Genomic DNA, 22,541 nt, shown 5'->3' on the forward strand with positions numbered 1-22,541 from the left:
CATGAGGGATGCAGAAACGCTCGATCCGTCGGACGTCGCGGATCGGCGGCTTTTCCGTTGCGTGATCACGGTCGGAATTCTGTTGTTTCTCGCCATATGGGCGGTCGTTCCGAATATCGGGCCGACGTTTCGGAGCTTTTATTCCGCGAGCGCGTCCATGGAGCCGACCATCGAATACCGACAGACCGTCTACGCCAATCGCCTCGCCTACGGATTGAGCCGACACAGCTATGAATGGTTTCCTCTGCCGATCTCGGGCCGATGGCCAAATCTCGAGCCCATTCGCGGCGATGTCATCGTCTTCATAGCTCCGAATGGAAGCGACCATCTGGCGCGGGTTATTGGCTTGAGCGGCGATCACGTCAAGCTCGATCACGACAAGCTTTGGATCAACGGCGAGCCTGTGTCGCGCGTGCTCACTCCATCGGTCGTCTATTCGGGCCGACAGATCATTCGCGAGCATTTGCCGGAAGGACGAAGCTTTACGCATTACGAGACAGTCATCGGCTTTGGCGAAACGCCGCCGCCTCTCGCGACGACATCCACATTCGTCGTTCCGGCGCATCATATATTCGTGATGGGCGACAATCGCGATAATGCGGCGGATTCGCGTTTAGCTCCAGAGAAAGGCGGCGTCGGCTTCGTGCCGGTCGAGAACATCATCGGTCGTATCGAATTCGTCTACGACCGCTGAGACTCGAGGGCCGCCGCTATGCGCTCGGCCTGCTCTATGTCCTCCGGCCGATTGACGTTGAAGAACGGGTCATAGGGCTCGACCGGCCAATCCACTAGCGTATTGGCGTAGCGCTCGATGAAGCCCGACACCTTGCGCAAATCCTCCTTCACCAACGCATGACGCAGCGGCTCGCGCAGCGCCACCGGCCATAGAGCGACGGCGTGATGCACGCGGTCGGCCGATTTGGCGACGGCGATCTCCGCCTTCGCCGCGGCGCGCGCGCTGGCGAGCCGCGCCGCGAGATCGAGCGGAACGAAAGGCGTATCCGCCGGAACGCTCAGCATGAGTGGAACATCCGGGAAATTGGCGGCGACATGGTCGAGCCCGGCGAGCACGCCGGCGAGCGGCCCCGCGAAACCCTCCACTTCGTCCGGCACGATCGGCAGATGGAAGGCGGCATAGCGCGCCGGATCGCCATTGGCGTTGAGCGCGAGGCGCAGGCATTGCGGCGCGAGCCGGCGCACGACATGCTCGAGGATGGGCGCGCCGCCGACCTCGATCAGCGGCTTGGCGACGCCGCCCATGCGCCGCGCTTGGCCGCCGGCCAGAATGAGTCCGAAACAGCGTGTCATCTTCCCCTCGCCCGCGGTTCCTCTCAGAACCTATACCATAGGGCGCCGAGTAGGCCGCGCTCGGCGGAATCATTGACGCCGCGCAGCGAGGCGCGAACGCCGAGCTGCACGGCGACCTCGCGGGTGACGTCGCAAACCGCGCTCACCTGAGCTTTTTGCGAGGACATGAAAGGCGCCGATCCGCTCCAGGGAGAAAAGGAGAGAAAGCTCTGCGCCAGCAGCAGCACGCCATCGACGGGCCGCAGGCCGAAGGTCGTCTCGCCGCGCAGCTCGTCGCCGCTCTGGCCGAGAGAGCGATAGCCGAGCTGCATGTCGCCGAAGCCGGACAGACCGAAAATCTCCACCGGCCAGCCCAATTGCAGACGCACATCCTCCTGCAATCGCCGCTTCATATCGAGAAAGGTCTGCGCGGCGGGCGTCGCCGCGCGCAGGTTCCCTTGCACGGAGAGAATGGTCGCGCCCCATTCGAGCAGCCGCAACCGGCCGCCGATCCAGCCTGCGCCGAGCCCCTCGTAACGTGCGCCGCCGCCGAGCCCGGGCGGCAGATAGAGCGGCGCGCCGGCGATCGCTTCCGCCGTCAGATATTGCAATTGCTCGAGCTGGCGCTGCTCGTTCGCGCCGCGGAAGCGCATGTAGCTCGACTCTGCGACGAAAGTGATTTCGTCGATGAGGCCGTATTCGACATAGGCCTGCGTCTCGAATTTGTCATAGGAGGGCGCGGTGACGAGCTTGCCGCGCGAGTCATAGGCCTTATGGGCGTCGGCGAAACTCGTCGAGAGGATGACGATCCCCTCGCCCGGCTTTTGCAGAAACGCGCCGGCGCGGCACGCCGTCGAATGCAGAAACGACAGCGCCGCGACACAGGAGCAGATACGCGCCCATGAGCTCATGAACAAAAACGCCGCATCGAGATCGAGGCCCGAGCGAAAGCTGCCGATCGAGCGGCGAAAAGCTAAAATGAAATCAATTTGTCCACAAGCGTCCGCGCCGCGGAAGCCGATTCATGGTGAAAACATACGCTTCAGGCAGAGAAGTTCTTTCCGCGCCAAGTGACGCTCTCGAGCTTCAACTCGCCCTTGGACTCGAAGGCATCGGGACGCAGCCTGAGCTCGCCGTCGATCATCTCCAGGCCGAGCAGCCCATAGGCGGCGGACAGCATTCGCGCGGCGGCGCCCGTGTACCAGCTCCAGCCGCCGCGGCCTTCATAGCCCTCGCCCTCATAGACGTCGGCCGGCTGCTGATGCGGCGCGAGGCCGTAGATATCGGCCTGCTCCGGCGTTGTGAGACGCGACAAGGGCGAGATGGCGAACCAGGCGTCCCACGCGCGCGCGAACAGCGCATCGGCCTCGGCGCGATCACCGTGTTCTTCCGCCTCCAGCGCAAGGCGCGTCAGCGCGTCCACGAGCCAGGAGACGCCATGCGAATATTGGCCGCCATTCTCGCGCACGCCCGGCGGATATTCGGCGCTGCGGCCGGGATAGGGACGCGAATTCTCATCGAAGAAAGGCGTCACCAGCAAGATGCGATCCGGCCGCGCGAGCGCCGCCAGCGCATTGTCGAGCGTCTCCTTGCCGCGCGCGAAATCCACCGCGCCGGAGAGGATCGGCCAGGAGGCGGTCATGGCGCTCATCGGCGCGACCTCGCTTCCATCATCCGCATAGGCGCGCAGAAAGCGATCGCCGCGCCAGCAGGAATCGAGCGCGGCGCGCAGCGCCTCGGCGCGCGCGCGATAGCGGGCCGCCCTTTCGGCGTCGCCGCGCGCCTCGAACAAAGGCGCGATATCGGCCAGAATTCCATGCAGGAAGAAGCCGACCCAAACGCTCTCGCCGCGTCCCTGCGCGCCGAGCAGATTGAGGCCGTCGTCCCAATCGCCTGTGCCCATCAGCGGCAGGCCATGGGCGCCGAAGCGATCCAGCGAATAGTCGATCGCCCGCGCGCAATGGCCGAGGAGCGCGTCCTTGTCGCGCGAGGTCAGCGGCACGCTGGCGTTTCCTTCCCGGTCGGGCGGCGTCAGCTCGGCCTCGAGGAAAGGCTCGATCGCATCGAGAATGGCGTCGTCGCCCGTTCCCTTCACATAGCGGATCGTCAAATAGGGCAGCCACAGATGCGGGTCGGAGGCGTGGGTGCGGTCGGCGATGCCGCAGCCGCCGTTCGGCGCGTCATGCCACCATTTCACCGCATCGCCCTCGATGAACTGATGCGCGGCGTGCTTCAAAATCTGCGCGCGGGCGAGCTCCGGCGCGAGATGGATGAGCGGCAGCACGTCTTGCAGCTGGTCGCGATAGCCGGTCGCGCCCGAGCGCTGCGCCGGGCCGGAGCGGCCCCAGAGCCGCGAGACGAGCAGCTGATAGGGTAACCAGTCGTTCACCAGCCGGTCGAATTCCGGCCGATTGGTCTTCACGCGCAGCACGCTGAGGCGCTGCTCCCAATCGCGTTTCGTTTCTTCCAACGCGCGCACGGCATAGGCCGGGTCGCTGGCGAGAGCGGCGAGAATCCTGGAGCTTTCGAGCGTCGGCGTCTGCCCCAGGGCGACGACGACGAGCGACTCGCCATTGGCGGGAACGTCGATCGCGCCGGAAAAGCTCGCGACCTTGCGCTGATGCTCCGGCGCGCCGGCGTCGGGATGGCCGTGCTCGACCATATAGGGAAGCGCCGGATCGCGGCTCTCATGGCCGAGGAAGCGTCGCCGCGAGGTCTCGGCGAACTCCGCCGCGATCGACGTGGAGACGAAGGCCCAGCCCTGGACGAAATTATTGTCCGGGTTGCGGAAGTAGAGCGCGCGATTGTTCTCGCCCGCGAGGGCCTCGACGCGGCCGAGGCTTTCGTTCGGCGTCTCGGCGAGAACGATCTCCATCGCCGGGGTGATCTGCAGCAGACGTTCGTGATCGTGGCGGTTGATGATGCGCAGCAGCTTGATTTCCACCGGCTGGTCCGGCGGGACGAAGACGGTCAGCTCGAGCTCAAGATCGTCGCGGCTCGAGCGATAGATCGCATAGCCGAGGCCGTAATCGACCTCATGCTCGGCGTCGCGTCGGCGCAGCGGCGCGAAGGTCGCCGAATGCGCGTCCTGCCGGGCGAGGTCGTAGACATAAATGGCCTGGCCCGCCGGCGTCATGCGGCCCTCGCCCATGCGGAAGGGCGTGAGGCTGTTGAGCCGCGAATTGCCGTGGAAGGAATAAATATCGCCATGATTGCCGAGCACGGCGCCCTGCCCCACTGCATTGGCGATCGTATGGGCGTAGAGCCGCGGCGTTTCGGGACGTAGCGTCAGGCTGCGGCCGTCCTCGGCGAAGGCGTAGCGATGCTCGGTCGGCGCCGGCGGATGCAGCAGCGCGCGCTTACGCGCCAGCGCCGTCTCCACGCTCGCGAAATCGAAGTCGCGGGAGAGATGCTTGGCGATCGTGCGCGTCGCCGCGCCAATGTCGCGCGCCCAGCCGTCGACGATGACGATCTCCGCCGCACCGCCAGCCGAAATTTCGAGCTCGGCGCGCAGGCTCGCGATCGGCTCGAAGCCGAACAGCAGGCCTTCGTCGGACGGATCGCGCGGCTTGTCCCCGTCTCGGAGACTGTCCGGCGCGCCAGCGGCGCCGAGGCCGTAGAAGCGCGCCTTCACATCCTCATAGCCGATGAGGCGAAGCCGCGTTCCTTCGCTGGCGCCGATCGCGTGGAAGCCGACCTCGGGCGAGAGGCGCCGGTCGACGTCGCGGCGCGCGCCGCCCTTCAGCAAGCGGTTCTGCGCGATGATGGCGTTGAGACCGCCGACGAACCATGTGCCGATGTGAATGGCGTTATAGGCGGCGTCGCGCTGCTCGACGCCGGTCTCGTTCAGCACCCATTCGCGCAGGGTCGCGAGCGTGATCTTGCGCGGGCGCTGCTCGAGATCGACGAGGCGCAGCCGCGTGATCTCCACCGCCTCATCGGGCGCGAGCGCGATCTTCGCCTCAATGGCGAAGCCGCCCTGCTCCATCAGGAAGTAGAGGAAAGTGCAGCCCTCGCTCTCCAGCGAGACCTTCTCGCAGCGAACGCAGGTCGGCGCGGAGCCGAGCGACCAGAGATCGCGGCCCTCCTCGCGGAAGAACAGAAAGCGTCCGCGCGGATGGGCGTGATCGTCCGGCCGGCGGGTGAGATCGATCGGCGGGCCGCCGCGCGCGACGCCCTCGACGCGCATCGCGCCCTGCCCATCCTCGAACCATTGGCTGGTGACGAGGCCATTGGTCAGCTCGAAGGGCTTGGAGCCGGGCGCGCCGCCGGCGCCGGTGATGCCTTCCAGCGGCAGCTTGCCGGCCTTGGCGAGCTGGATCAGCAGGAAGATCACGAGCGCGATGGAGAGCGCGCCCGCATAGGCCATATAGCCGCCCATGAGATAGGAATAGGACGGCGGCCTCAGATGCGTCATGCGCTCGGCGGCGCCCCAGGCCTGATCCCACTCCGCGCCGCGCGGAATGTAGAAGGGCAGCAGCAGCGGCGCCCAGGTCGCGAAGCGGCGCAGGCCTTCCGGAATGGCGCGGCTCTTCTGCGCCTTGCCGATGAAGCGCGCCGCCTTCTCGTCGGCGACATCGCCGCCGACGAAGGAGAGGTTTACCAGCGTCGCGACGCGCAGACCCATATGGTCGAACCAGATCAGCACGCGGATGGCGTCATAGGCGAGCAGAGCCGTGAAAATGTCGAGGCTCCAGGCGCGGAAATCCTGGTCCGGCAGCGCGTGATTCATCCATATGGCGACGCCGGTGCGGATGAGGCCGTCCTGATTGTACCAGGCCGGATCGGGCGAGGCCTTCAGGAAGGAATAGATGACCGGCGCCATCCACAGGCCCCAGCGCAGCACGCGCACCGCGTTCTCGACCAGCATGTCGAGACCTTCCCAGCTCGCGAGCTGGCGCAAAGGCGCGAGGCTGCGGCGCACCAGCGCCGTCAGGAAAAAGAGATTGATCGAGAACAAGGGCGCGGCGAACACCCATTGAATGACGCCCGACAGCGACTCGTCGAAGAAGAGGCGCACGCCGCCGTCGACGAAGCCGAGATTGGTCGCGCCCCATTTGGAGAAGAGCGGGCGGATCACATAATCGGCGACCGGCCGTCCGTCGGCAGCGTAGCTCAGCGAGATATAGGCGAAGAATTTCTTCGCGATCGTCGAGAGCTGATCGGCGTCGAGATACCAGGCCACCGCCCCGCCGACGAGACCGCCGAGGAGCGCGCCGAGCGCATAGACGCGCCAGCTGCGCAAATGCTGGCGGCGCTTCTGCTGAAGCGCGTAGAGATCGAAGCCCATGTCGACGCCGGCATAGGCGAGAATCCCCGCCCCGGCGCCGAAGAGGAAACGCGCGCCGCCGTCCTCGCCCGGCAGGCCGAAGAGCAGCGCGAGACCGACCGCCGCGCCGGCGACGAGGCCGCGCGGGAAATTGGCGATCCGTTCATATTCATGCCGCAGCCGGGCGTAGAAGGGCGGCGTCGAATCCGTGCTCTCGACAATGGCGCGCAGCAGCGGGAAGGTCGCGGCGCCGATGAGCGCGCCGCCGACCGGCCCCGCCGCGACGAGAAACCCGAGCGCCGGCGGGAAGCTCACGATCAGCCCGGCGACCAGCAGCAGCGCCATGAAGACGAAGCCATAGACGGCGCCCTTGGCGGCGCCGGTCTTCCAGTCGTTGAGCACGATGACGGGGAGCGAGGGCGTTCCGCGCAGCATTCCCGCCATGGCCTGGGTGACGAGATAGGTCTCTCCCCAAAGGCCGGCCTGGGCGGCGGCGGCGAGCAGCGCGGCGATCACGATCGCGATCGGCGCCGGCAGCAAGGCGACATGCGGATGCGCGCCGAGGCTGGCGATCTCCGGCGTGACGGCGGCGATCAGAGCGGCGAGGATCAGCACGCCATGCGGGCGCCATTGCTGCGGCAGATAGCGGCCGAGCGCCAGTGGCGCGCCGACGATGACCGCCTCGTTCAAGAGAAAAACGATGACTGTCCGCGCCGCGACGACGCGCGCCGTCTGCGGAACCTCGAGGCCGAGGAAAAGCAGCCCACCCAATTCGCCGATGACCCGCGAGCCGAGCGCGACCAGGAGGCTGAACAGGAAGGGGAGAAGGAACAGCGCCGCGCGCAGCGCGAAAGGCGATCCGGGAAGAATGGAGACGCCGAGGAGATAGAGGCCGACCGCGGAGCCCGCGCCGATCGGCGTCAATGTGAAAAGGCTGGACAGCGTCTCCGGCGCACGCCAGAGCACGCCGGACGGATCGCAAAGGAGGGCGAGCCCGCCTATTGCGCAGAAATCGAGCGCGAAATCGACTCCTTGGCGAATGCGCCCCTGCGCCGGCCGCATGAGGAGCATGGCGGTCGCTGCGAAAAATCCGGCGACGAGCATATGCTCCCTGCCGCCAGCGGCTTCCATGATCGAGACGAGCGAGCAGATCGAGCCGAATGCGATCCGTCCGAAGCGTGCGCCCACCGTCGGCAGGCCGGCGTCATGAGGCGCCATATGGGTCTCCAGCTTGCGCGCGGCCTGCGGCGGGCGGCGGCCTCCTCCTGCGCACGAATCGCGGGCGCCCGCTCTCTCGTCGGCCGGAGATTTGCCGGAAGGCGGCGCAAATGTCGACTCTTCCGCAAGCTCTGCTGTCGGCGGAGCCGCCGCTCGCATCGATGGATGACGAGGAGGCCGCTGGTACAGAGGCCGGATCACCTAATATTCACGTCGAATTATAAGTATTATTCCCGATACCATATTGGCGGGTCTGTAACGACGGTCATGTTTTATCCGCCATTGTGGTCTAACAAGGCGAAGGCCGCCGCCGATAATGGTGCGATACAGGAGATGAGGAACGCCGGCCGAAGCGTCACGGCGCCCGGCGCTTTCCGGTCGAATCTCGGTCGCGACAGGGTATAATGAATGAGCAACTCCATGCGGTCTTTCGTGCGAATGAGTGAGATGGACGAGTCGAAAAGGGACAGCCAAGCGGCGACGACCGGCGATGCGTCCGCCGCTGCGGCCCTCGTGACCGACCGGCGGGCCGCCGCCGTCGAGCGGAGCGGCTCGGGCCAGCGCGCCCTCTCGACGGAGACCAAAGAGACCCGCGTCGCCAATCTGGCCGGGGCGATGCGGCGGGCCCGGCTCGCCAATGCCGAGCGCTCCGGCGTTCTCGCGGATCTGCGCGACGCCGAGATCGCGCGGCTGGAGATTTTGCGGGATCATTTGGAGCCTGTCCTCGCCCAGGCGCCGAAGGATTGCGATCTCTTCGACATCGGCGTCTCGCATGGCGATCGGCCGCGACTGTTCATCGATCATGTCGGCTTCGTCGAAATGGGGCGCGACCGCCGCACCTATCGATTCTTGCAGGACACGCGCCACGGCCGCATCACGATCGGCGAGACCGACAATGTCGCGACAGTGGTGGAGGCGATCACCGAATATATCGCTCATCGGCTGATCGAGCGTGAAAAGGCGCTGGGGTTCGATTTCGCCGGACAGGGCGGCGCCCGCGCCTTCACCGAGGAGGCGGCGAAAAAAAAGAAGCAGATCGCCCCGAGATCAGCAAGCTTGCCCGCCCTCCCACGCCTCGGCGGAGTCGGCGAGAAAATCTATCGGGCGATTTTGTTTCTCGCGCAGGGAGCGGGCGCGGCGGCGTTCTTCTTTCTGCTTTGGCAGCTCGGCGTCTATGCGATCGGTCCGCATCTGACGCGCTGACGCTCTTCAAAGCGCGAGCGCGGCCAAATCCCCGATCGTCTCGCCGTTTTCCAGCATCCCGCGCGAGCGGGCGGAGATGACGATTTTGTCGCCCTCACGCTCGATCGAATAGAGATTATAGGCCGCGCGGTGACTATGCCCGCCGGCCTTGGCCGAGGCGGAGGCCGCGCCGATGACCGGCGTCTCGCCATGCGCGCCCGGCAGGCGATGCAGGCTGATCTTGTGATTATGTCCGTGCAGCACCAGCTCGGCGCCATGGCGCGCGATGATCGCCTCCAGCTCGGCGGCGTCGTCGAGGCCGCGCAACGCCTTGGCGCCGCCGCGATGCGGCGGATGATGCAGCAGCACGACCCGAACGAGCCCTTCGGCCTTGGTCTTGTCGAGCAGAGCCGCCAATTTCTCGCGCTGCTCTGCGCCGAGCCGGCCCGAGGCGACGAAAGGCGCGGTCGGAATCGCGGAATCGAGCCCGATGATCGCCACTCCGCCGCGCCGCCGCAGATAGGGGAAGCCCGCACCCTCCTCCGATGTGGTCCAGGGCGCGAAAGTCTCGGCGACACGCGGGACCGCAGAGGGCACATAGGCGTCGTGATTGCCGGGGGTGAAGCTCACATTCTCGGGACTGCCGAGGCTGGAGAGCCAGAGCCGCGCCGCCGCGATCTCGGCGTCGAGGCCGATATTGACGATATCGCCGGTCATCGCGACATGATCGGGCTTTTGCGCCGCCATATCTTCGACGAGCCGGCCGAGCAGGCCCATATCATGCGCCTGCGCGCGCTTATTGATCCAATTGGCGTAGCCGGTGAGCCTCTTGCCAGCGAGCTCGCGCAGGCTCGGCCGCGGGATCGGGCCGATATGGGCGTCAGAAAGATGAGCGAGCAGAAATCCCATGGGCAGTCCTCATGCGCCGCCGATCAATATGCCGGCGGCGAGCACGATGGCGCCGCCGAGCACGATCTGAAACACCGCCTGCAGGAAAGGCGTATCCATGTAGCGCGCGCGGATGAAGGCGATCGCCCATAGCTCGACGAAGACGACCGCGCCGGCGATCGTCGTCGCTATGGCGAAGCTGTCGGGGATCGAATCCGGCACGAGATAGGGCAGAGTATGGCCGAGGCCGCCGAGCGTCGTCATCAGTCCGCAGACGCCGCCGCGCAGGATCGGCGAGCCGCGGCCGGTCAGCGAGCCGTCATCCGAGAGCGCCTCGGCGAAGCCCATGCTGATGCCGGCGCCGATGGAGGCGGCGAGGCCGACGAGGAAGGTCTCCCAATTATTGTGCGTGGCGAAGGCGGCGGCGAACAGTGGCGCCAGGGTCGAGACCGAGCCGTCCATCAGCCCGGCGAGGCCCGGCTGCACATATTGCAGGATGAAGAAGCGCCGATAGGCGATATCCTCCTCCTTTTTCGCGCCGGGCGTGAGGATTTGCGCGCCGAGGCGCATGGCGAGAGTCTCGTGCCCCTGCTCCGCCGCGGCGAGATCGCCGAGCAGCTTGCGCACGCCGACGTCGGTCGCCCGCGCCGCCGCCCGCTGATAGAAGAGCGCGCTCTCATATTCCATGACTTCCGCTTCCTTGCGGATCGTCTCCAGCGAGAGATTGCGCGTCAGCCAGATCGGCCGGCGGCGCAGAAAGCCCTTCACATCTTCGCGGCGTATGGGCGGCAGATTGGGGCCGAAACGCTTTTGATAGAGGCTGAGCAGCGCATGGCGATGGGCGCCCTCCTGCTCGGCCATCTCCTCGAAGACCTTGGCGGATGAGGGATAGCGCTCGGAGAGGTCTTCCGCAAAGCTCTGATAAATGCGGCCGTCTTCCTCTTCCGAGGCGATGGCGACGGCGAGTATCTCGCGTTCCGTGAGGTCACAGAAGGATTTCAATCTTGCGCTCCTTGCGCATGGCGGAGCGACGGCGCTAGTTAGCTCTCGGCGTGCTCGCTCGCGCCGGCGACGAATTAGAGCGGTTCTAGAGTGTCGAACCATGGAACGCCAGACATTTGAATCGGCGAGGTCTCCCTCGCGGGCGCGGCGCCGATGAGCGGGCCCGGCTGGCGGACCTTGCTGACGACGCGCCTCGTGGTGCTCGCCGCCACAGTCATCCGACCGATGACGCTCGGCGTGCGCGGTCTCGTCGTGGACGCCGAGCGGCGCGTGCTGCTGGTGCGGCACACCTATGTCTCGGGCTATTATCTGCCGGGCGGCGGCGTCGAGCCGGGCGAGACGCTCGAGCAGGCGCTGGTGCGCGAATTGGCGGAAGAAGGCAATATAGAGCTGGAGGCGCCGGCCGAACTGCGCGGCGTCTATCTCAACCGCCGCATCTCCAAGCGCGACCATGTGGCCTTTTTCGTCGCGCGGGCCTTTCGCCAGAGCGCGCCGCGCGGCCCCGACCATGAGATCGCCGAGGCGGGATTCTTTCCCTTGGACGCGCTTCCCGAGAGCGCGACGCCGGCCACGCGCGCCCGCATAGCGGAGGTATTCGGCGGCGCGCCGGTCTCTCCCTATTGGTGAGCGGCAAGACCCGCCACATCCCGCCAGCCATAGGCGATCTGCGGAACGCCGCGCCAGGAGAGTTCGCGCCCGAAGCGGCGCCCGCCCAGCGCCTCATAGAAGCGTCGGGCGGGAAGATTGTCGCGCAGCACGACGAGACTCGCCCATTTGCAGCCGCTCGCGCGCATCTCCCGCGCCATCTGCCGCATCATCCGGCGGCCGAGGCCGCGCCGTTGCACGGCGCGGCGTAGGTAGACGGCGCAAATCTCGCCGCCGCGGCCGAGCCGTCCGCCGAGAACGAACTCATGCGCGCGCCAATGCGTGAAGCCGACAGCCGCTCCGTCCACATCGAAAGCCAGAGCGACGCGCGATCCGCTCGACTGAAAAGCCCCACGCCAATGGTCGAGCCGCTCCTCGAGCGTGAGCGCGGCGAAGGTCTCGGCCGGCAGCAGCCCCTCATAGGTCTCGCGCCAGCAGGCGAGATTGAGCGCCGCGAGCGTCGGCGCATCCTCGGCCGTCGCGGCGCGAATGGAAAATTCGCTCGGCATTCACCAGGGCTTCGCCGGCGGCGGATCGATCAGCAGCCGAAGATCGCGCCAGCCATAGGCGACCTCCGGCACGCCGCGCCAATCGCCTTCGACGCCGATCTTGCGGCCGCCGAGCTTCTCGTAGAATTTCCGGGCCGTGAAATTATGCCGCAGCACCCAGAGGCTCCCCCATTCGATCCCGCGCTCGCGCAGCGCCTGCGCCATCACGCGCATGAGGCCGCGCCCGGCGCCGAGCTGCTGAGCTTCCTTCAACAGATAAATCGCCTGAAACTCGCCGGCATAGCCGCGCTCGCCGAGAATGGCGCTCTGCTGCGCGCCGCAGGCGGAAAAGCCTATTGCGCTCCCCTCCCGCAGCGCCAGAAACACATTCGGCGGCGGCTGTTGCGGCCCCGCTCCGTCCAATGTCTCACGCCATTGCGCGAGGCGGGTCTCCAGTGTGTATTCGGCGAGAATTTCCGCCGGCGCCAGAGGCGTATAGGTCTCGCCCCAGCAGGCGACATGGAGGGCGGCGATCGTCTGCGCATCCGCCAGCGTCGCCGGTCTGATCTCGATCGCTGTCATGCGCGATTTTCGAGCAAGACTCGGGCCGGTCAGAAAGTCTCGGCGATCGATTTCGCGACGTCGTGATGCACGGCGTCGCGCTCCTCTTTCGATCCGCCCGCCTCGGCGAGATAGACCGCGACGAAGAGCGGCGCGCGGCGCGGCGGGCGGAAAATGGCGATCGTATTGGCTGCGCCGTTTTCGCCGCTGCCGGTCTTGTCGCCGACGCCCCAATCCGGCGGAAGGCCGGCGCGCAGCCTCTTCGCGCCGGTCTTATTGCCGATCATCCAGTCTTCGAGGAGGAGCCGCGACGTTTCCGACAAGGCTCTGCCCATGATCAGCTCGCGAAGGTCGCGCGCCATCGCCATTGGCGTCGTCGTGTCGCGCGGATCGCCGGGAATGGCGCTGTTGAGCGTCGGCTCGTCGCGATCGAGGCGCGTCGCCTCATCGCCGAGCGAGCGCGCCGTTTCGGTCACGGCCTGCGGCCCGCCGAGCGCGCCCAGAATGAGATTGGCGGCGGTGTTGTCGCTGAGCTGCATCGCCGCCGCGCAGAGATCGCGGAGGCTCATCGCTCCGTCCGCGACGTGGGCCCTCGTCGCCGGCGCATAATCCAAGAGATCGGCTTGGCCATAGGCGATTTTGCGCTCGAGCGACAGCGCGCCAGCGTCGATGCGCTTCAGCACGGCCGCGACCGCGAGCGCTTTGAAGGTCGAGCACATCGGGAATCGTTCATCTGCGCGGTGGGCGAAACGTCGCCCGTCGCCGGAGAGAACCGCGACGCCGAGCCGCCCGCCGGCGCGTCGCTCGATCGCTTCGACGCGTGCGGAAAGTTCGGCCGCATCCGCGGCGCGGGCGAAGGGCGTCGCCCCGGACGCGGCGAGACAGAGGAGAAATCGGCGGCGATTCATGCGATTGAGCTCCAGAAATGATTCATCGCTCGACCTTGGCGGAACTTCGAGGAAGCAATGCGGCCGCCCGGCTGCTCGCGGTCTTTGCCGGCCGGGCCGCGCATGTTATGCGCGAGCGATGATCGATCTCGTCATCCGCTTCTCGCCGCAGACCCCGGCCGACGCGCCCCAAATCGAAAAGCTCGAGGAGCGGGCTTTCGGTCCGGGCCGCTATGCGCGCACGGCCTATCGGCTGCGCGAGGGCGTCGAGGCGGATTTGTCGCTCTCCTTCGTCGCCCATGTCGGCACGCTGCTGGTCGGCGCCAATCGCATGACCTCCATCCTCATCGACGAGGCCCCTGCCCTGCTGCTCGGCCCGCTGACGGTCGAGCCGGCCTTCCGCTCGCAGGGGCTCGGCGAGGCGCTGGTCAAGAAATCGCTGGACGCCGCACGCGACGCGGGCCACGGCCTCGTGTTGTTGGTCGGCGATCTCGATTATTACGCCCGCCTCGGCTTCGCCCGCACGCCGCGCGGCAAGATCGTCATGCCCGGCCCGGTCGATCCGCAGCGCCTGCTCTATTGCGAGCTGCGCGAAGGCGCCTTCGCGGCCGCCAGTGGCAGGATGCGCCGGCTGTGATCGCTTCGACTCGGCGGCGCCTTTCATGACGGCGCCGCGCCCCCTCCTCGCCCGCTATGAGGAGCTCGTCGCGAGCGGCGCGCTCGAGCGCGACCCGGCGCAGCTCGCCGGGCTCGAGCGGCTGGAGGCGCTGGCGCGCGCGCTGGCGCGCAAGTCATCGCCGCCGGCGGCGGCGGGCGGTCTCGCCGCGCGGCTGCGCGGATGGCTCGGACGCCACGCGCCCTGCGCGGGCCCGCGCGGCGTCTATATTCATGGCCTCGTCGGGCGCGGCAAGACGACGCTGATGGACCTTTTTTTCGCCGAGCTGCCGCTCGCGGAAAAGCGCCGCGCGCATTTTCACGCCTTCATGGCGGAGGTTCACGAACGCCTCGCCGCCGCCCGCCGCAGCGCCGCGCCGGATCCGCTGGCGCATATAGCGCAGGAGATCGCGCGCGAGACGCGCGTCCTCTGCTTCGACGAATTCGCCGTGACCGATATCGCTGACGCGACAATTCTCGCGCGTCTCTTCACCAGATTGCTGGCGGAAGGCGTCGTCGTGGTGGCGACCTCCAATGTCGAGCCGCGCCGGCTCTACGAGGGGGGCCGCAATCGCGATCTCTTTTTGCCCTTCATCGCGCTGCTCGAGGAGCGGCTCGACATAATGCGCCTCGACGCGCGCGCCGATTTCCGCCTCGAGAAGATCGCGCTCGGCGAGACCTATTTCACCCCCGCCGACGCCGGCGCCCGCTCGGCGCTGGACGATCTGTTTCTTCGGCTCACGGGCGTCGCCACAGGCGCGCCGACGAAGCTGCGCGTCGCTTGCCACAATGTGATCGTTCCGCAAGCGGCCGGCCGCATCGCGCGATTTTCATTCGAGGATCTGTGCGCGCGCCCGATCGGCGCCTCCGACTATATGGCTCTCGCCGAGGCCTTCGACACGATCTTCGTCGACGACGTCCCGGCCATGAATTTCGAGCGGCGCAACGAGGCCAAGCGTTTCATCACGCTCGTCGATATTCTCTACGAGAAGAAGACGCGGCTCATTCTCTCTGCAGAGACCGAGGCGCAAGACCTCTATCATGCGCCGATGGGACATGAGGCTCAGGAATTCGCCCGCGCCATATCGCGGCTGATCGAAATGCGCTCGCGAGATTATCTCTGCGAGCCGCGAGCCGGGCGCGTGGAATAGCCGACTGGCTCGCCGCGGAGGAATCGGATAGCTCTCCATTCGTCGCCGGGATCATCGTCGGTTTGACGACGTTTTCGATCATTCCGTTTCATTCGAATTCTTAAAAGAGGCTGACCTGTTCGAGGTCGAGACATGGCGGTCGAGACATGGCGGTCGTTGCTCGCGGCCGCCGTCGTGACGATGGCGCTCGCGATCGCCCCCGCATCGGCGGAGGAGGACGATTCCCGCGCGCTTCTCGGGTGGCCGACATCGCCCGCCGCTTCGAATGCGGCGACAGCCTCGAGCGCAACTTCGAGCGAGAGCGCGGCGAAGAAAAAAAAGTCGCCGCCGTCCTGGCTCGACGCTCTGACCGTGACGGGATTCGCCGAGGCCGGCTCCACTTTCAATTTCGACAATCCCTTCAACAAGCTCAATTGGGGCCATCTGTTCACCGATCGCGCCAATCAGCCGCAATTCAACGCCGGCGTGATCGCCGTGCAGCGCCTGCCCGATCCGAAGGCGACCAAGGACTTCGACTTCGGCTTCAAGATTCAGGCGATGGTCGGCTCCGATGCGCGCTACACGCATTTTCTCGGCGAGCTCGATTATGCGATGCGCGACCGAACGCAGCTCGACATTCTCCAGGCCTTCGCCACGCTGCATCTGCCCTGGATCACCGACAGAGGCTTCGATGTGAAGATCGGCCAATTCGTCACGCTCGAGGGCGCGGAACTCGTCGACAGCATTTTCTACACTCATTCCTATATTTTCAATTTCGGCATCCCGCTCAAGCAGACCGGCGTGATGATCTCGTCCGATCTCTCTTCCTGGCTCTTCGTCCATGCGAGCGTCATGTCGGGCGACAGCGCCAGCCTCGGCTGGCCCGGCGACAACAACAGCGCCGCCTCTTTCCAAGCCGGCCTGCGCATAAAGGCCTTCGACGACAGACTGACCATATTGGGGACGACTCATATCGGGCCGGAAGATCCGAAGCAGCTCGATCCGCTCGGCGTCGGCTGGCCGAACATCCCTTACGAATGCGCCTGCGATCCCAATCGGGCGCTGTCCTACAGCAATGACGTAACGCTGACCTGGAAGGCGACGGATCGGCTCACGCTGAGCACGGATATCAATTACGTCCACGACGATGGATGGAACGCGCTCTCGGCGACCGGACTATCCGAAGGCGTTCTGAGCAGGCTTGCCGACATTTATGGTTTCAACGCCGCGCTCATTCCGCGTCGCCCGCGCGGCGTCAACGGCTATGGCGTGGCGCAATATGCGTCCTACAAGATCGACGACGTGTTCCAGCTCAATGGCCGCGTCGAATTCTGGCGCGACCACAATAAATATTTCGTCGGCGCCTATCCGGGCTATTTCGATTATATGAACATCGACCATGGCTTCTACGCGCCCTCGGCGATCTTCCAACCAGAGGGACGCGGAACGAGCTATTTCGCGATCACCGCCGGGCTGACGATCACGCCGGAAATTCCCAAAGGTCTTCCGATCGCCGGCCTGACCCTGCGGCCGGAACTGCGCTATGACGCATCCCTGACCGGCGCGGCGCCCTTCTTCGGCGCGAGCGGCTACAGGCGCTCGACCGGCATGTTGGCCATCGATGCGATCGTGCCGTTCGCGTTGAAGTGAAGGTCGAATACGGCGGAGATTCTCGGGAGTTCGCTGGCGACCCCGGTAGGATTCGAACCTACGACCTACTGCTTCGAAGGCAGTTGCTCTATCCAGCTGAGCTACGGAGTCGACGCCTATTCTCTAGCATATTCGGCCGGCGTCGTCTCGGGCGCTTTCTCGTCGATTGGGGAGAACCCGCAGTCGCCGGTCGTCGACCGCTGGCGACCCCGGCAGGATTCGAACCTGCGACCTACCGCTTAGAAGGCGGTTGCTCTATCCAGCTGAGCTACGGGGTCGTGACGGCCGTCAGTGCGTCCACTGGCCGACGCGCTGCGTCTTGAAATTATCCGCGTAGGAGATGATCCGGCGCGACGGCGAGCCGGGCTTGGGCTCCTCGACGCGATAGACGAGCGCTTTGCGCTCGGCATAGGCGATCGCCTCTTCCTTGGTGGCGAAACGCAGCCTGATCTGCGCCTTGGCGTCCGAGGTGCCGGTCCATCCCATCAGCGGATCGAGCTCGCGGGGCGTCTCGTTCTCATATTCGAGCACCCAGGGCTTGGCCGGTCCGGGACCAGATTGCGTCGCGCTGGGGGACGGGCGGTGAATGCGTGCGGTCATATCGGCCTCGGCGAGAGCCGGCTCGCGAGCCGGCCAGAACGAAAAATCGGCGCTGTGGCGGGGACTCCGCGCCAATGGTCGGGGCAGCAGGATTCGAACCTGCGACCTGAAGTACCCAAAACTTCCGCGCTACCAGGCTGCGCCATACCCCGTCTCGCGAATAGGCCGCGGAGCCCATTTCCGCCGAACGCCTCGCTAGCACGCGGGCGCGCCGCTCACAAGCGCGAGCGCGCGGACGGGCCGCTCTATCGCTCGAAAATCGGATGTTTGACCGTGTCGCCGACGGCGATGGAGAGGCGTTGCGCCGCGCCGGCGGCCAGCTCTATGACGGCGAGCGCCGGCCCGCCCGAGGAAATGACGCGCTCCGAATAGGGCTCCGCTCCGAGCGCCACGGAGACGACGCGGCCGGAACGCGAGACGAAGATCATATCGAGCGACAGCGGCGTGTTCTTCATCCACATGGCGACCGGCCGCTCTTCGCGGAAATCGAACAACATGCCGCCGTCGGAGGGGAGCGATGTGCGGAACATCAGGCCCCTCTCGCGCTGGTCGGGCGTGCGCGCCACTTCGACGCGCAGCCGATGCGCGCCGGTGGCGGTGACGATCTCGAGCGGTTCGACGGCCATTTTGACCGCGGGCGGCGGCGGTCCCGCATCCTTCGCGCGACTCGCGACAACGGCGCCGAAGAAAAGGAAAAGAAGAGCGACGACGAGCTTCGACACGCTCCGCGACAACGCACCCGACATGTTCATCCTCGCCGCATCCTGGCCGCCGCGCATATCACGACACTGTCGAGAGCTGGCGCTCGACGGCCATTCTGCCAAATGCGATCGGGAAATACAAAGCGGCCTGGAAGACTCGCGTCTCGCGCGGCTCTAATGAGAGGCCGGCAGCGCCGATTCGAGCGGCCGCACTTCGGTCGCCATCAGGCCCTTGGGGCCGTCGCCGTAGCGCACCAGCACACTGTCGCCGGGCTTCAGCTCGGCCAGTCCGAAGCGTCGGACGGTCTCCATATGCAGGAAAATATCGTCCGTGCCTTCGCCGCGGGTCAGGAAGCCGAAGCCTTTTACCCGGTTGAACCATTTGACGATGGCGATCTCATAGCCGCTCGACGGCGTCACCTGGACATGGGTGCGCGCGGCTCCGTTCTGCGAGGGATGAACAGCTGTCGACTCGTCCATCGCGACGACGCGGAACACCTGCATTCCCTTGACGCGCTTTTGCGCCTCGCAAACGACGCGCGCGCCTTCATAGGCGGACTGGAAGCCGGACCGACGCAGGATCGTCACATGCAAGAGAATATCCGCGCCGCCATCATCGGGAACGACAAATCCATATCCCTTCGAAACGTCGAACCATTTGATGGTTCCCGACACTTCGACGAGATCGAGCCCGGCTTCGCCGTTTTCGATATTTATCGTCGACGCGCTCAACTCATTCTGGAATGAAATTTTTGCGCCCAACAGACCAACTCCCCCTGCCGATTCGGAACGAATGCGCTCCGCTCGCCTTCGAAGACTCGAATCGCGACGCTCGCCCGTGAATCACTGTGGTTAAGATATCATCGCCACGCTTTCCTCCAACCGACTTTTTTGTCTCGCGCGCCTTCGCTGTGGATACAAAGCCCGAAAATGCTTGGCGTTCCGCGACCTCGGCGCGGGTTACGCGAAATACCGTACGAGCGCATCCAAGCTGCGATAACGGCTTCGAGAGTAGGAAAGCGACGCGACATGCGCGCTCCGCGACGCCGAATCTTCGCCATCAAAGCGGCGTCATTCGGCGCCAGAGCGACATTCGGCGCGCGAGCGCTGTCGCCTTTCGCCCAAATCGCTTTCGGCCCTCGCGGATCCATCCGGCCCGCCGGGCGCCGGACGTAGGGGCGAGAAACAATTTGCGCCTCCATATGTTGCGGTCGGCGCGAAGCCGCGACATAGTGCCCTCGCCGCCGCTGGTGGCGCGGCCGATGAGCCGCAATTCCCACGAGAAGACCGCGCGCCGCCGCAAAAAACACGGACAATGAACGCATGACCTTCATGACACCACGAGACGATCGTGAGCAGACGCAGGCTGGCGGCGCCCCGAATTTCGATCTCGCCTCGCTCTATGCGGAGCGCGAGAGCGAGCGTTTCGCGCTGCACGCGCAGCATCTCAACGAGATGTGGGTGCGCGTGCTGAAGACGATCGGCTATGATGTCGGATTCGTGCGCGGGGCCGGCCAATATCTCTATGATCGCAAAGGCGCGCGTTATCTCGATCTGTTGAGCGGCTGGGGCGTGTTCGCGATCGGCCGCAATCATCCGGCGCTGCGCGAGGCTTTGATGAGCGTGCTCGGCGCCGAACTGCCCAATCTCGTGCAGCTCGACGTGTCCGTGCCCGCCGCGCTGCTCGCCGAGCGGCTGCTCTCCTTCGCGCCTTATATGGAGAAAGTCTTCTTCGCCAACTCCGGCGCGGAGGCTGTCGAGGCGGCGATCAAATTCGCGCGCGCGGCGACGGGACGCGCGGGAATTCTGCATTGCGCGCATTCCTTCCACGGCCTCACCTATGGCGCGCTGTCGCTCAATGGCGACGAGATTTTCAAGAAGGGCTTCGGCCCGTTGCTCCCCGATACGCGCGAGATTCCCTTCGACGATCTCGCCGCGCTCGAGGAGGCGCTGCGCCATCGCGACGTCGCGGCCTTCTTCGTCGAGCCGATTCAAGGCAAGGGCGTGAACATGCCGGCGCAGGATTACCTCGCGCAGGCGGCGGCGCTCTGCCGCAAATACGGAACCTTGTTCGTCGCCGACGAGATTCAGACCGGCCTCGGCCGCACCGGCAAATTCTTCGCCGTCGAGCATTATGGCGTCGAGCCCGATCTCCTGCTCGTCGCCAAGGCGCTTTCGGGCGGCCATGTGCCGGTCGGCGCGGTGCTGACGCGCAAATGGATCTTCGATAAAATGTTCGACCGCATGGATCGCGCGGTCGTGCACGGCTCCACCTTCGGCAAGAACGATCTCGCAATGGCCGCCGGCCTCGCCACTCTCGAGGTGATGGCGAGCGAGAAGCTCGTCGAGAATTCCGCCGCCAGAGGGGAGCGTCTCCTCGCTTGCTTCCGCGCCATGGCCGAGCGTTACGAGCTCGTCGCCGATGTCCGCGGCAAAGGCCTGATGATCGGAATCGAATTCGGCGAGCCGCGCTCGCTGAAGCTGAAAGCGGCGTGGAATCTTTTGGAGACGGTGAATTCAGGACTGTTCTGCCAGCTCATCAGCATACCGCTGTTCGAGCAGCACAAGGTGCTGACGCAAGTCGCCGGCCATGGCAATCACACGATCAAGCTGCTGCCGCCGCTCACCATAGACGATTTCGATTGCGATTGGATCGAGCGGTCCTTCGACAAGGTCATCGCCGAGGCGCATCACGCGCCGGGGGCGGTGTGGTCGCTCGGCAAGACGCTCGCCGGCCATGCGTTGAAGGCGAAGCTCGGCTGACGAAAGCTTCGGCCGACGCGCATCCAAGGTTAACGAATTGGGAACGCGCCTTGCTCCGAAGAGGCGCGCGACAGGGGAGCCGCGCCGATTTGAAACGTCGGCGCAAATTTCCGCCTTGCCGCGCTCCGCTTCGAGACGAAAGGCGTCGATTATGCGTATCAGTGCGACGATTCTGCCTGTGGCCTTGCTGGCCGCATTCGCCGGCTTCTCTGCGCCGGCCTACGCCGGCGCGCGCGGACCGGTCGTCATTCGCGGGCTCGGGCCCGATGATTTCGCGCCGCGCGCGCCCATGAATTTCCGGCCGCCTCATGCTTCCCGTCCGGCGCGCCACTGGCGCGACGAGGAGCCGAGCTATGGTCGCGCCACGATCGCGCCGCGGCGCATCGATGTGGCGTCGGAGGAGACGGCGCCGTGGCCGCAGCCGCAGCGGAACCTAATGCGCTATCGCGCGTTGGAGCCCGCGCCCGTCCCCTATGTCGCGCCCGTGTATTATGCGCAGGAGCGCAATCCCTATGACCGCTCCTATCGGCCGGGAGCCTATACGGCGATCGACCCGATTCCGCAGCGGCCGGCGCAGGCCTATGGCTATTTCCTCGATGAAGGCCCCTTCCCTTCGAGATGATCCGCGTCGCCGCGACTCGAAACGGACGCATTGATCGGCTTAGACGTCATGCGTCCATTCGGGAGACGCCATGAGGAAGACGCCATGCCGCTGTTGACCCGCCGCGCCTTTTTGAGAGGCGCGGTCGCCAGCGCGGCTTCCGCCTTCGCGGGAGCGGCCTACGCCTTCGGTTATGGGCCGCTGCAGGCGCCGCGGGTCGCCCGCTATCGCGTCGCGCCGCGCGTGTGGCCGAAGGGTTTTCCGCTCGAGATCGCCGCGCTCTCCGACCTCCACGCTTGCGACCCATGGATGTCGCTCGAGCGCATCGACGCGATCGTCGATCACATGAACGCGCTCGAGCCAGACGTCGTCGTTCTGCTCGGCGATTATGTCGCCGGACTGCATCATTTCGCGACGCCGATTCCGTCGGCGCAATGGGCGCGGGCGCTGTCTCGGCTCAGAGCGCCGCTCGGCGTCCATGCGATCCTCGGCAATCACGACATGTGGGACGATCGCACGGCGCAACGTCGCGGCGGCGGCGAAACGATCGCCCGCGCCGCGCTCGAGGACAATGGGATTCCGGTCTATGAGAATGCGGCCGTGCGTTTGGCGCATAAGGGCCGCTCGCTATGGCTCGCCGGCCTCGCCGACCAATATGCGATCACCGTCGGCCGGCGCAAATGGCGCGGGCTCGACGATCTTTCCGCGACGCTCGCCGCCGTCGCCACCGACGATCCGGTGATCCTGTTGGCGCATGAGCCGGATGTATTTCCGCGCGTACCGGAACGCGTCGCCCTGACGCTCTGCGGCCACACCCATGGCGGACAGGTGCGGATCTTCGGCTGGGCGCCGATCGTGCCGTCGATCTACGGCAGTCGCTATGTCCACGGGCATATCGTCGAAGACGAGAGGCACCTCATCGTCTCCGGCGGATTGGGATGCACAGGATTGCCGGTGCGCTTCGGCGCGCCGCCGGAAGTCCTTCATATTCGGGTGGAAGCGCCAGCGGCGTGAC

General features: G+C 65.8%; 20 protein-coding genes and 3 tRNA genes. 9 read left to right on the top strand and 14 right to left on the bottom strand.

What is annotated here, in order from left to right; all coding sequences use genetic code 11:
• Position 1 precedes the first annotated feature (1 nt).
• The gene (gene lepB / locus C5689_RS13505; protein ID WP_108917796.1) at positions 2–694 is read left to right on the top strand and encodes a signal peptidase I; all 693 of its coding nucleotides are present in this window, start codon (positions 2–4) and stop codon (positions 692–694) included.
• On the opposite strand, the gene mobA is transcribed toward lepB, so the two are convergent.
• The 3 genes from mobA to C5689_RS13520 form a co-directional block, all read right to left on the bottom strand.
• Positions 682–1,308, bottom strand: a complete 627-nt coding sequence (gene mobA, locus C5689_RS13510; RefSeq protein ID WP_108917797.1) for a molybdenum cofactor guanylyltransferase MobA — start codon at positions 1,306–1,308, stop codon at positions 682–684. The genes lepB and mobA overlap by 13 nt on opposite strands.
• Before the next feature lie 23 nt (positions 1,309–1,331).
• Entirely contained in the window at positions 1,332–2,198 is an 867-nt protein-coding gene (locus C5689_RS13515) for a hypothetical protein (protein WP_108917798.1), read from the bottom strand.
• A gap of 131 nt (positions 2,199–2,329) precedes the next feature.
• Positions 2,330–7,774 (bottom strand): GH36-type glycosyl hydrolase domain-containing protein, encoded by a 5,445-nt coding sequence (locus C5689_RS13520; protein WP_108917824.1) that lies wholly within the window; start codon positions 7,772–7,774, stop codon positions 2,330–2,332.
• Positions 7,775–8,194: 420 nt separating this feature from the next.
• On the opposite strand from C5689_RS13520, the gene C5689_RS13525 reads away from it, so the two are divergent.
• The gene (locus tag C5689_RS13525; RefSeq protein ID WP_244594698.1) at positions 8,195–8,977 is read left to right on the top strand and encodes a hypothetical protein; all 783 of its coding nucleotides are present in this window, start codon (positions 8,195–8,197) and stop codon (positions 8,975–8,977) included.
• Between the two features lie 6 nt (positions 8,978–8,983).
• On the opposite strand, the gene C5689_RS13530 is transcribed toward C5689_RS13525, so the two are convergent.
• A complete protein-coding gene (locus C5689_RS13530; protein WP_108917800.1) occupies positions 8,984–9,865 on the bottom strand; it encodes a metallophosphoesterase family protein in 882 nt (293 codons plus the stop codon).
• A 9-nt stretch (positions 9,866–9,874) separates the two neighbouring features.
• Complete coding sequence (gene mbfA / locus C5689_RS13535; protein ID WP_108917801.1) at positions 9,875–10,846, bottom strand: iron exporter MbfA; 972 nt, start codon at positions 10,844–10,846, stop codon at positions 9,875–9,877.
• 153 nt (positions 10,847–10,999) lie between these two features.
• Between mbfA and C5689_RS13540 the strand changes: the two genes are divergently transcribed.
• Positions 11,000–11,473, top strand: a complete 474-nt coding sequence (locus C5689_RS13540) for an NUDIX domain-containing protein (protein WP_108917802.1) — start codon at positions 11,000–11,002, stop codon at positions 11,471–11,473.
• On the opposite strand, the gene C5689_RS13545 is transcribed toward C5689_RS13540, so the two are convergent.
• Genes C5689_RS13545 through bla form a run of 3 tightly spaced genes read right to left on the bottom strand, consistent with a single transcriptional unit; the run spans position 11,464 to position 13,448 of the window.
• Positions 11,464–12,000, bottom strand: coding sequence for a GNAT family N-acetyltransferase (locus C5689_RS13545; protein WP_108917803.1), 537 nt, complete (start codon positions 11,998–12,000; stop codon positions 11,464–11,466). The two genes, C5689_RS13540 and C5689_RS13545, sit on opposite strands and share 10 nt — an antisense overlap.
• Complete coding sequence (locus tag C5689_RS13550; RefSeq protein ID WP_108917804.1) at positions 12,001–12,561, bottom strand: GNAT family N-acetyltransferase; 561 nt, start codon at positions 12,559–12,561, stop codon at positions 12,001–12,003. It lies immediately after the preceding gene.
• A 29-nt stretch (positions 12,562–12,590) separates the two neighbouring features.
• Entirely contained in the window at positions 12,591–13,448 is an 858-nt protein-coding gene (gene bla, locus C5689_RS13555) for a class A beta-lactamase (protein WP_108917805.1), read from the bottom strand.
• Between the two features lie 118 nt (positions 13,449–13,566).
• Between bla and C5689_RS13560 the strand changes: the two genes are divergently transcribed.
• From C5689_RS13560 to C5689_RS13570, 3 genes are all read left to right on the top strand, one after another.
• Positions 13,567–14,064, top strand: a complete 498-nt coding sequence (locus tag C5689_RS13560) for a GNAT family N-acetyltransferase (RefSeq protein ID WP_108917806.1) — start codon at positions 13,567–13,569, stop codon at positions 14,062–14,064.
• 25 nt (positions 14,065–14,089) lie between these two features.
• Positions 14,090–15,232 carry a cell division protein ZapE gene (zapE, locus tag C5689_RS13565; protein WP_108917807.1) on the top strand — a complete coding sequence of 381 codons (1,143 nt, stop codon included), beginning with the start codon at positions 14,090–14,092 and terminating at the stop codon, positions 15,230–15,232.
• A 132-nt stretch (positions 15,233–15,364) separates the two neighbouring features.
• Positions 15,365–16,861, top strand: a complete 1,497-nt coding sequence (locus tag C5689_RS13570; RefSeq protein WP_108917808.1) for an outer membrane beta-barrel protein — start codon at positions 15,365–15,367, stop codon at positions 16,859–16,861.
• Positions 16,862–16,895: 34 nt separating this feature from the next.
• Here the strand turns inward: C5689_RS13570 and C5689_RS13575 are convergent.
• From C5689_RS13575 to C5689_RS13600, 6 genes are all read right to left on the bottom strand, one after another.
• Positions 16,896–16,972, bottom strand: a tRNA-Arg gene (locus C5689_RS13575).
• 90 nt (positions 16,973–17,062) lie between these two features.
• Positions 17,063–17,139 (bottom strand) — tRNA-Arg (locus tag C5689_RS13580).
• A gap of 10 nt (positions 17,140–17,149) precedes the next feature.
• A complete protein-coding gene (locus C5689_RS13585; protein WP_108917825.1) occupies positions 17,150–17,461 on the bottom strand; it encodes an ETC complex I subunit in 312 nt (103 codons plus the stop codon).
• Positions 17,462–17,536: 75 nt separating this feature from the next.
• Positions 17,537–17,613 (bottom strand) — tRNA-Pro (locus tag C5689_RS13590).
• 93 nt (positions 17,614–17,706) lie between these two features.
• Positions 17,707–18,087, bottom strand: coding sequence for a DUF192 domain-containing protein (locus C5689_RS13595; RefSeq protein ID WP_244594699.1), 381 nt, complete (start codon positions 18,085–18,087; stop codon positions 17,707–17,709).
• 249 nt (positions 18,088–18,336) lie between these two features.
• A complete protein-coding gene (locus C5689_RS13600; RefSeq protein ID WP_108917809.1) occupies positions 18,337–18,924 on the bottom strand; it encodes a cold-shock protein in 588 nt (195 codons plus the stop codon).
• A 561-nt stretch (positions 18,925–19,485) separates the two neighbouring features.
• Between C5689_RS13600 and C5689_RS13605 the strand changes: the two genes are divergently transcribed.
• The 3 genes from C5689_RS13605 (at position 19,486) to C5689_RS13615 (ending at position 22,540) form a co-directional block, all read left to right on the top strand.
• Entirely contained in the window at positions 19,486–20,925 is a 1,440-nt protein-coding gene (locus tag C5689_RS13605) for an aspartate aminotransferase family protein (RefSeq protein ID WP_108917810.1), read from the top strand.
• A gap of 151 nt (positions 20,926–21,076) precedes the next feature.
• Positions 21,077–21,547, top strand: a complete 471-nt coding sequence (locus C5689_RS13610) for a hypothetical protein (RefSeq protein WP_108917811.1) — start codon at positions 21,077–21,079, stop codon at positions 21,545–21,547.
• A gap of 90 nt (positions 21,548–21,637) precedes the next feature.
• Entirely contained in the window at positions 21,638–22,540 is a 903-nt protein-coding gene (locus C5689_RS13615) for a metallophosphoesterase (protein ID WP_244594703.1), read from the top strand.
• Position 22,541: the final 1 nt, after the last annotated feature.

The sequence above is a fragment of the Methylosinus sporium genome (genome assembly GCF_003113265.1).
Lineage (GTDB): Bacteria > Pseudomonadota > Alphaproteobacteria > Rhizobiales > Beijerinckiaceae > Methylosinus > Methylosinus sporium.

Excerpts from the sequence above, each read along its gene's own strand:
- lepB (WP_108917796.1), top strand. The coding sequence starts at position 2 with ATGAGGGATGCAGAAACGCTCGATCCGTCGGACGTCGCGGATCGGCGG.
- mobA (WP_108917797.1), bottom strand. The coding sequence starts at position 1,308 with ATGACACGCTGTTTCGGACTCATTCTGGCCGGCGGCCAAGCGCGGCGC.
- C5689_RS13515 (WP_108917798.1), bottom strand. The coding sequence starts at position 2,198 with ATGAGCTCATGGGCGCGTATCTGCTCCTGTGTCGCGGCGCTGTCGTTT.
- C5689_RS13520 (WP_108917824.1), bottom strand. The coding sequence starts at position 7,774 with ATGGCGCCTCATGACGCCGGCCTGCCGACGGTGGGCGCACGCTTCGGA.
- C5689_RS13525 (WP_244594698.1), top strand. The coding sequence starts at position 8,195 with ATGCGGTCTTTCGTGCGAATGAGTGAGATGGACGAGTCGAAAAGGGAC.
- C5689_RS13530 (WP_108917800.1), bottom strand. The coding sequence starts at position 9,865 with ATGGGATTTCTGCTCGCTCATCTTTCTGACGCCCATATCGGCCCGATC.
- C5689_RS13540 (WP_108917802.1), top strand. The coding sequence starts at position 11,000 with ATGAGCGGGCCCGGCTGGCGGACCTTGCTGACGACGCGCCTCGTGGTG.
- C5689_RS13545 (WP_108917803.1), bottom strand. The coding sequence starts at position 12,000 with ATGCCGAGCGAATTTTCCATTCGCGCCGCGACGGCCGAGGATGCGCCG.
- C5689_RS13550 (WP_108917804.1), bottom strand. The coding sequence starts at position 12,561 with ATGACAGCGATCGAGATCAGACCGGCGACGCTGGCGGATGCGCAGACG.
- bla (WP_108917805.1), bottom strand. The coding sequence starts at position 13,448 with ATGAATCGCCGCCGATTTCTCCTCTGTCTCGCCGCGTCCGGGGCGACG.
- C5689_RS13560 (WP_108917806.1), top strand. The coding sequence starts at position 13,567 with ATGATCGATCTCGTCATCCGCTTCTCGCCGCAGACCCCGGCCGACGCG.
- zapE (WP_108917807.1), top strand. The coding sequence starts at position 14,090 with ATGACGGCGCCGCGCCCCCTCCTCGCCCGCTATGAGGAGCTCGTCGCG.
- C5689_RS13570 (WP_108917808.1), top strand. The coding sequence starts at position 15,365 with ATGGCGGTCGAGACATGGCGGTCGTTGCTCGCGGCCGCCGTCGTGACG.
- C5689_RS13585 (WP_108917825.1), bottom strand. The coding sequence starts at position 17,461 with ATGACCGCACGCATTCACCGCCCGTCCCCCAGCGCGACGCAATCTGGT.
- C5689_RS13595 (WP_244594699.1), bottom strand. The coding sequence starts at position 18,087 with ATGGCCGTCGAACCGCTCGAGATCGTCACCGCCACCGGCGCGCATCGG.
- C5689_RS13605 (WP_108917810.1), top strand. The coding sequence starts at position 19,486 with ATGACCTTCATGACACCACGAGACGATCGTGAGCAGACGCAGGCTGGC.
- C5689_RS13610 (WP_108917811.1), top strand. The coding sequence starts at position 21,077 with ATGCGTATCAGTGCGACGATTCTGCCTGTGGCCTTGCTGGCCGCATTC.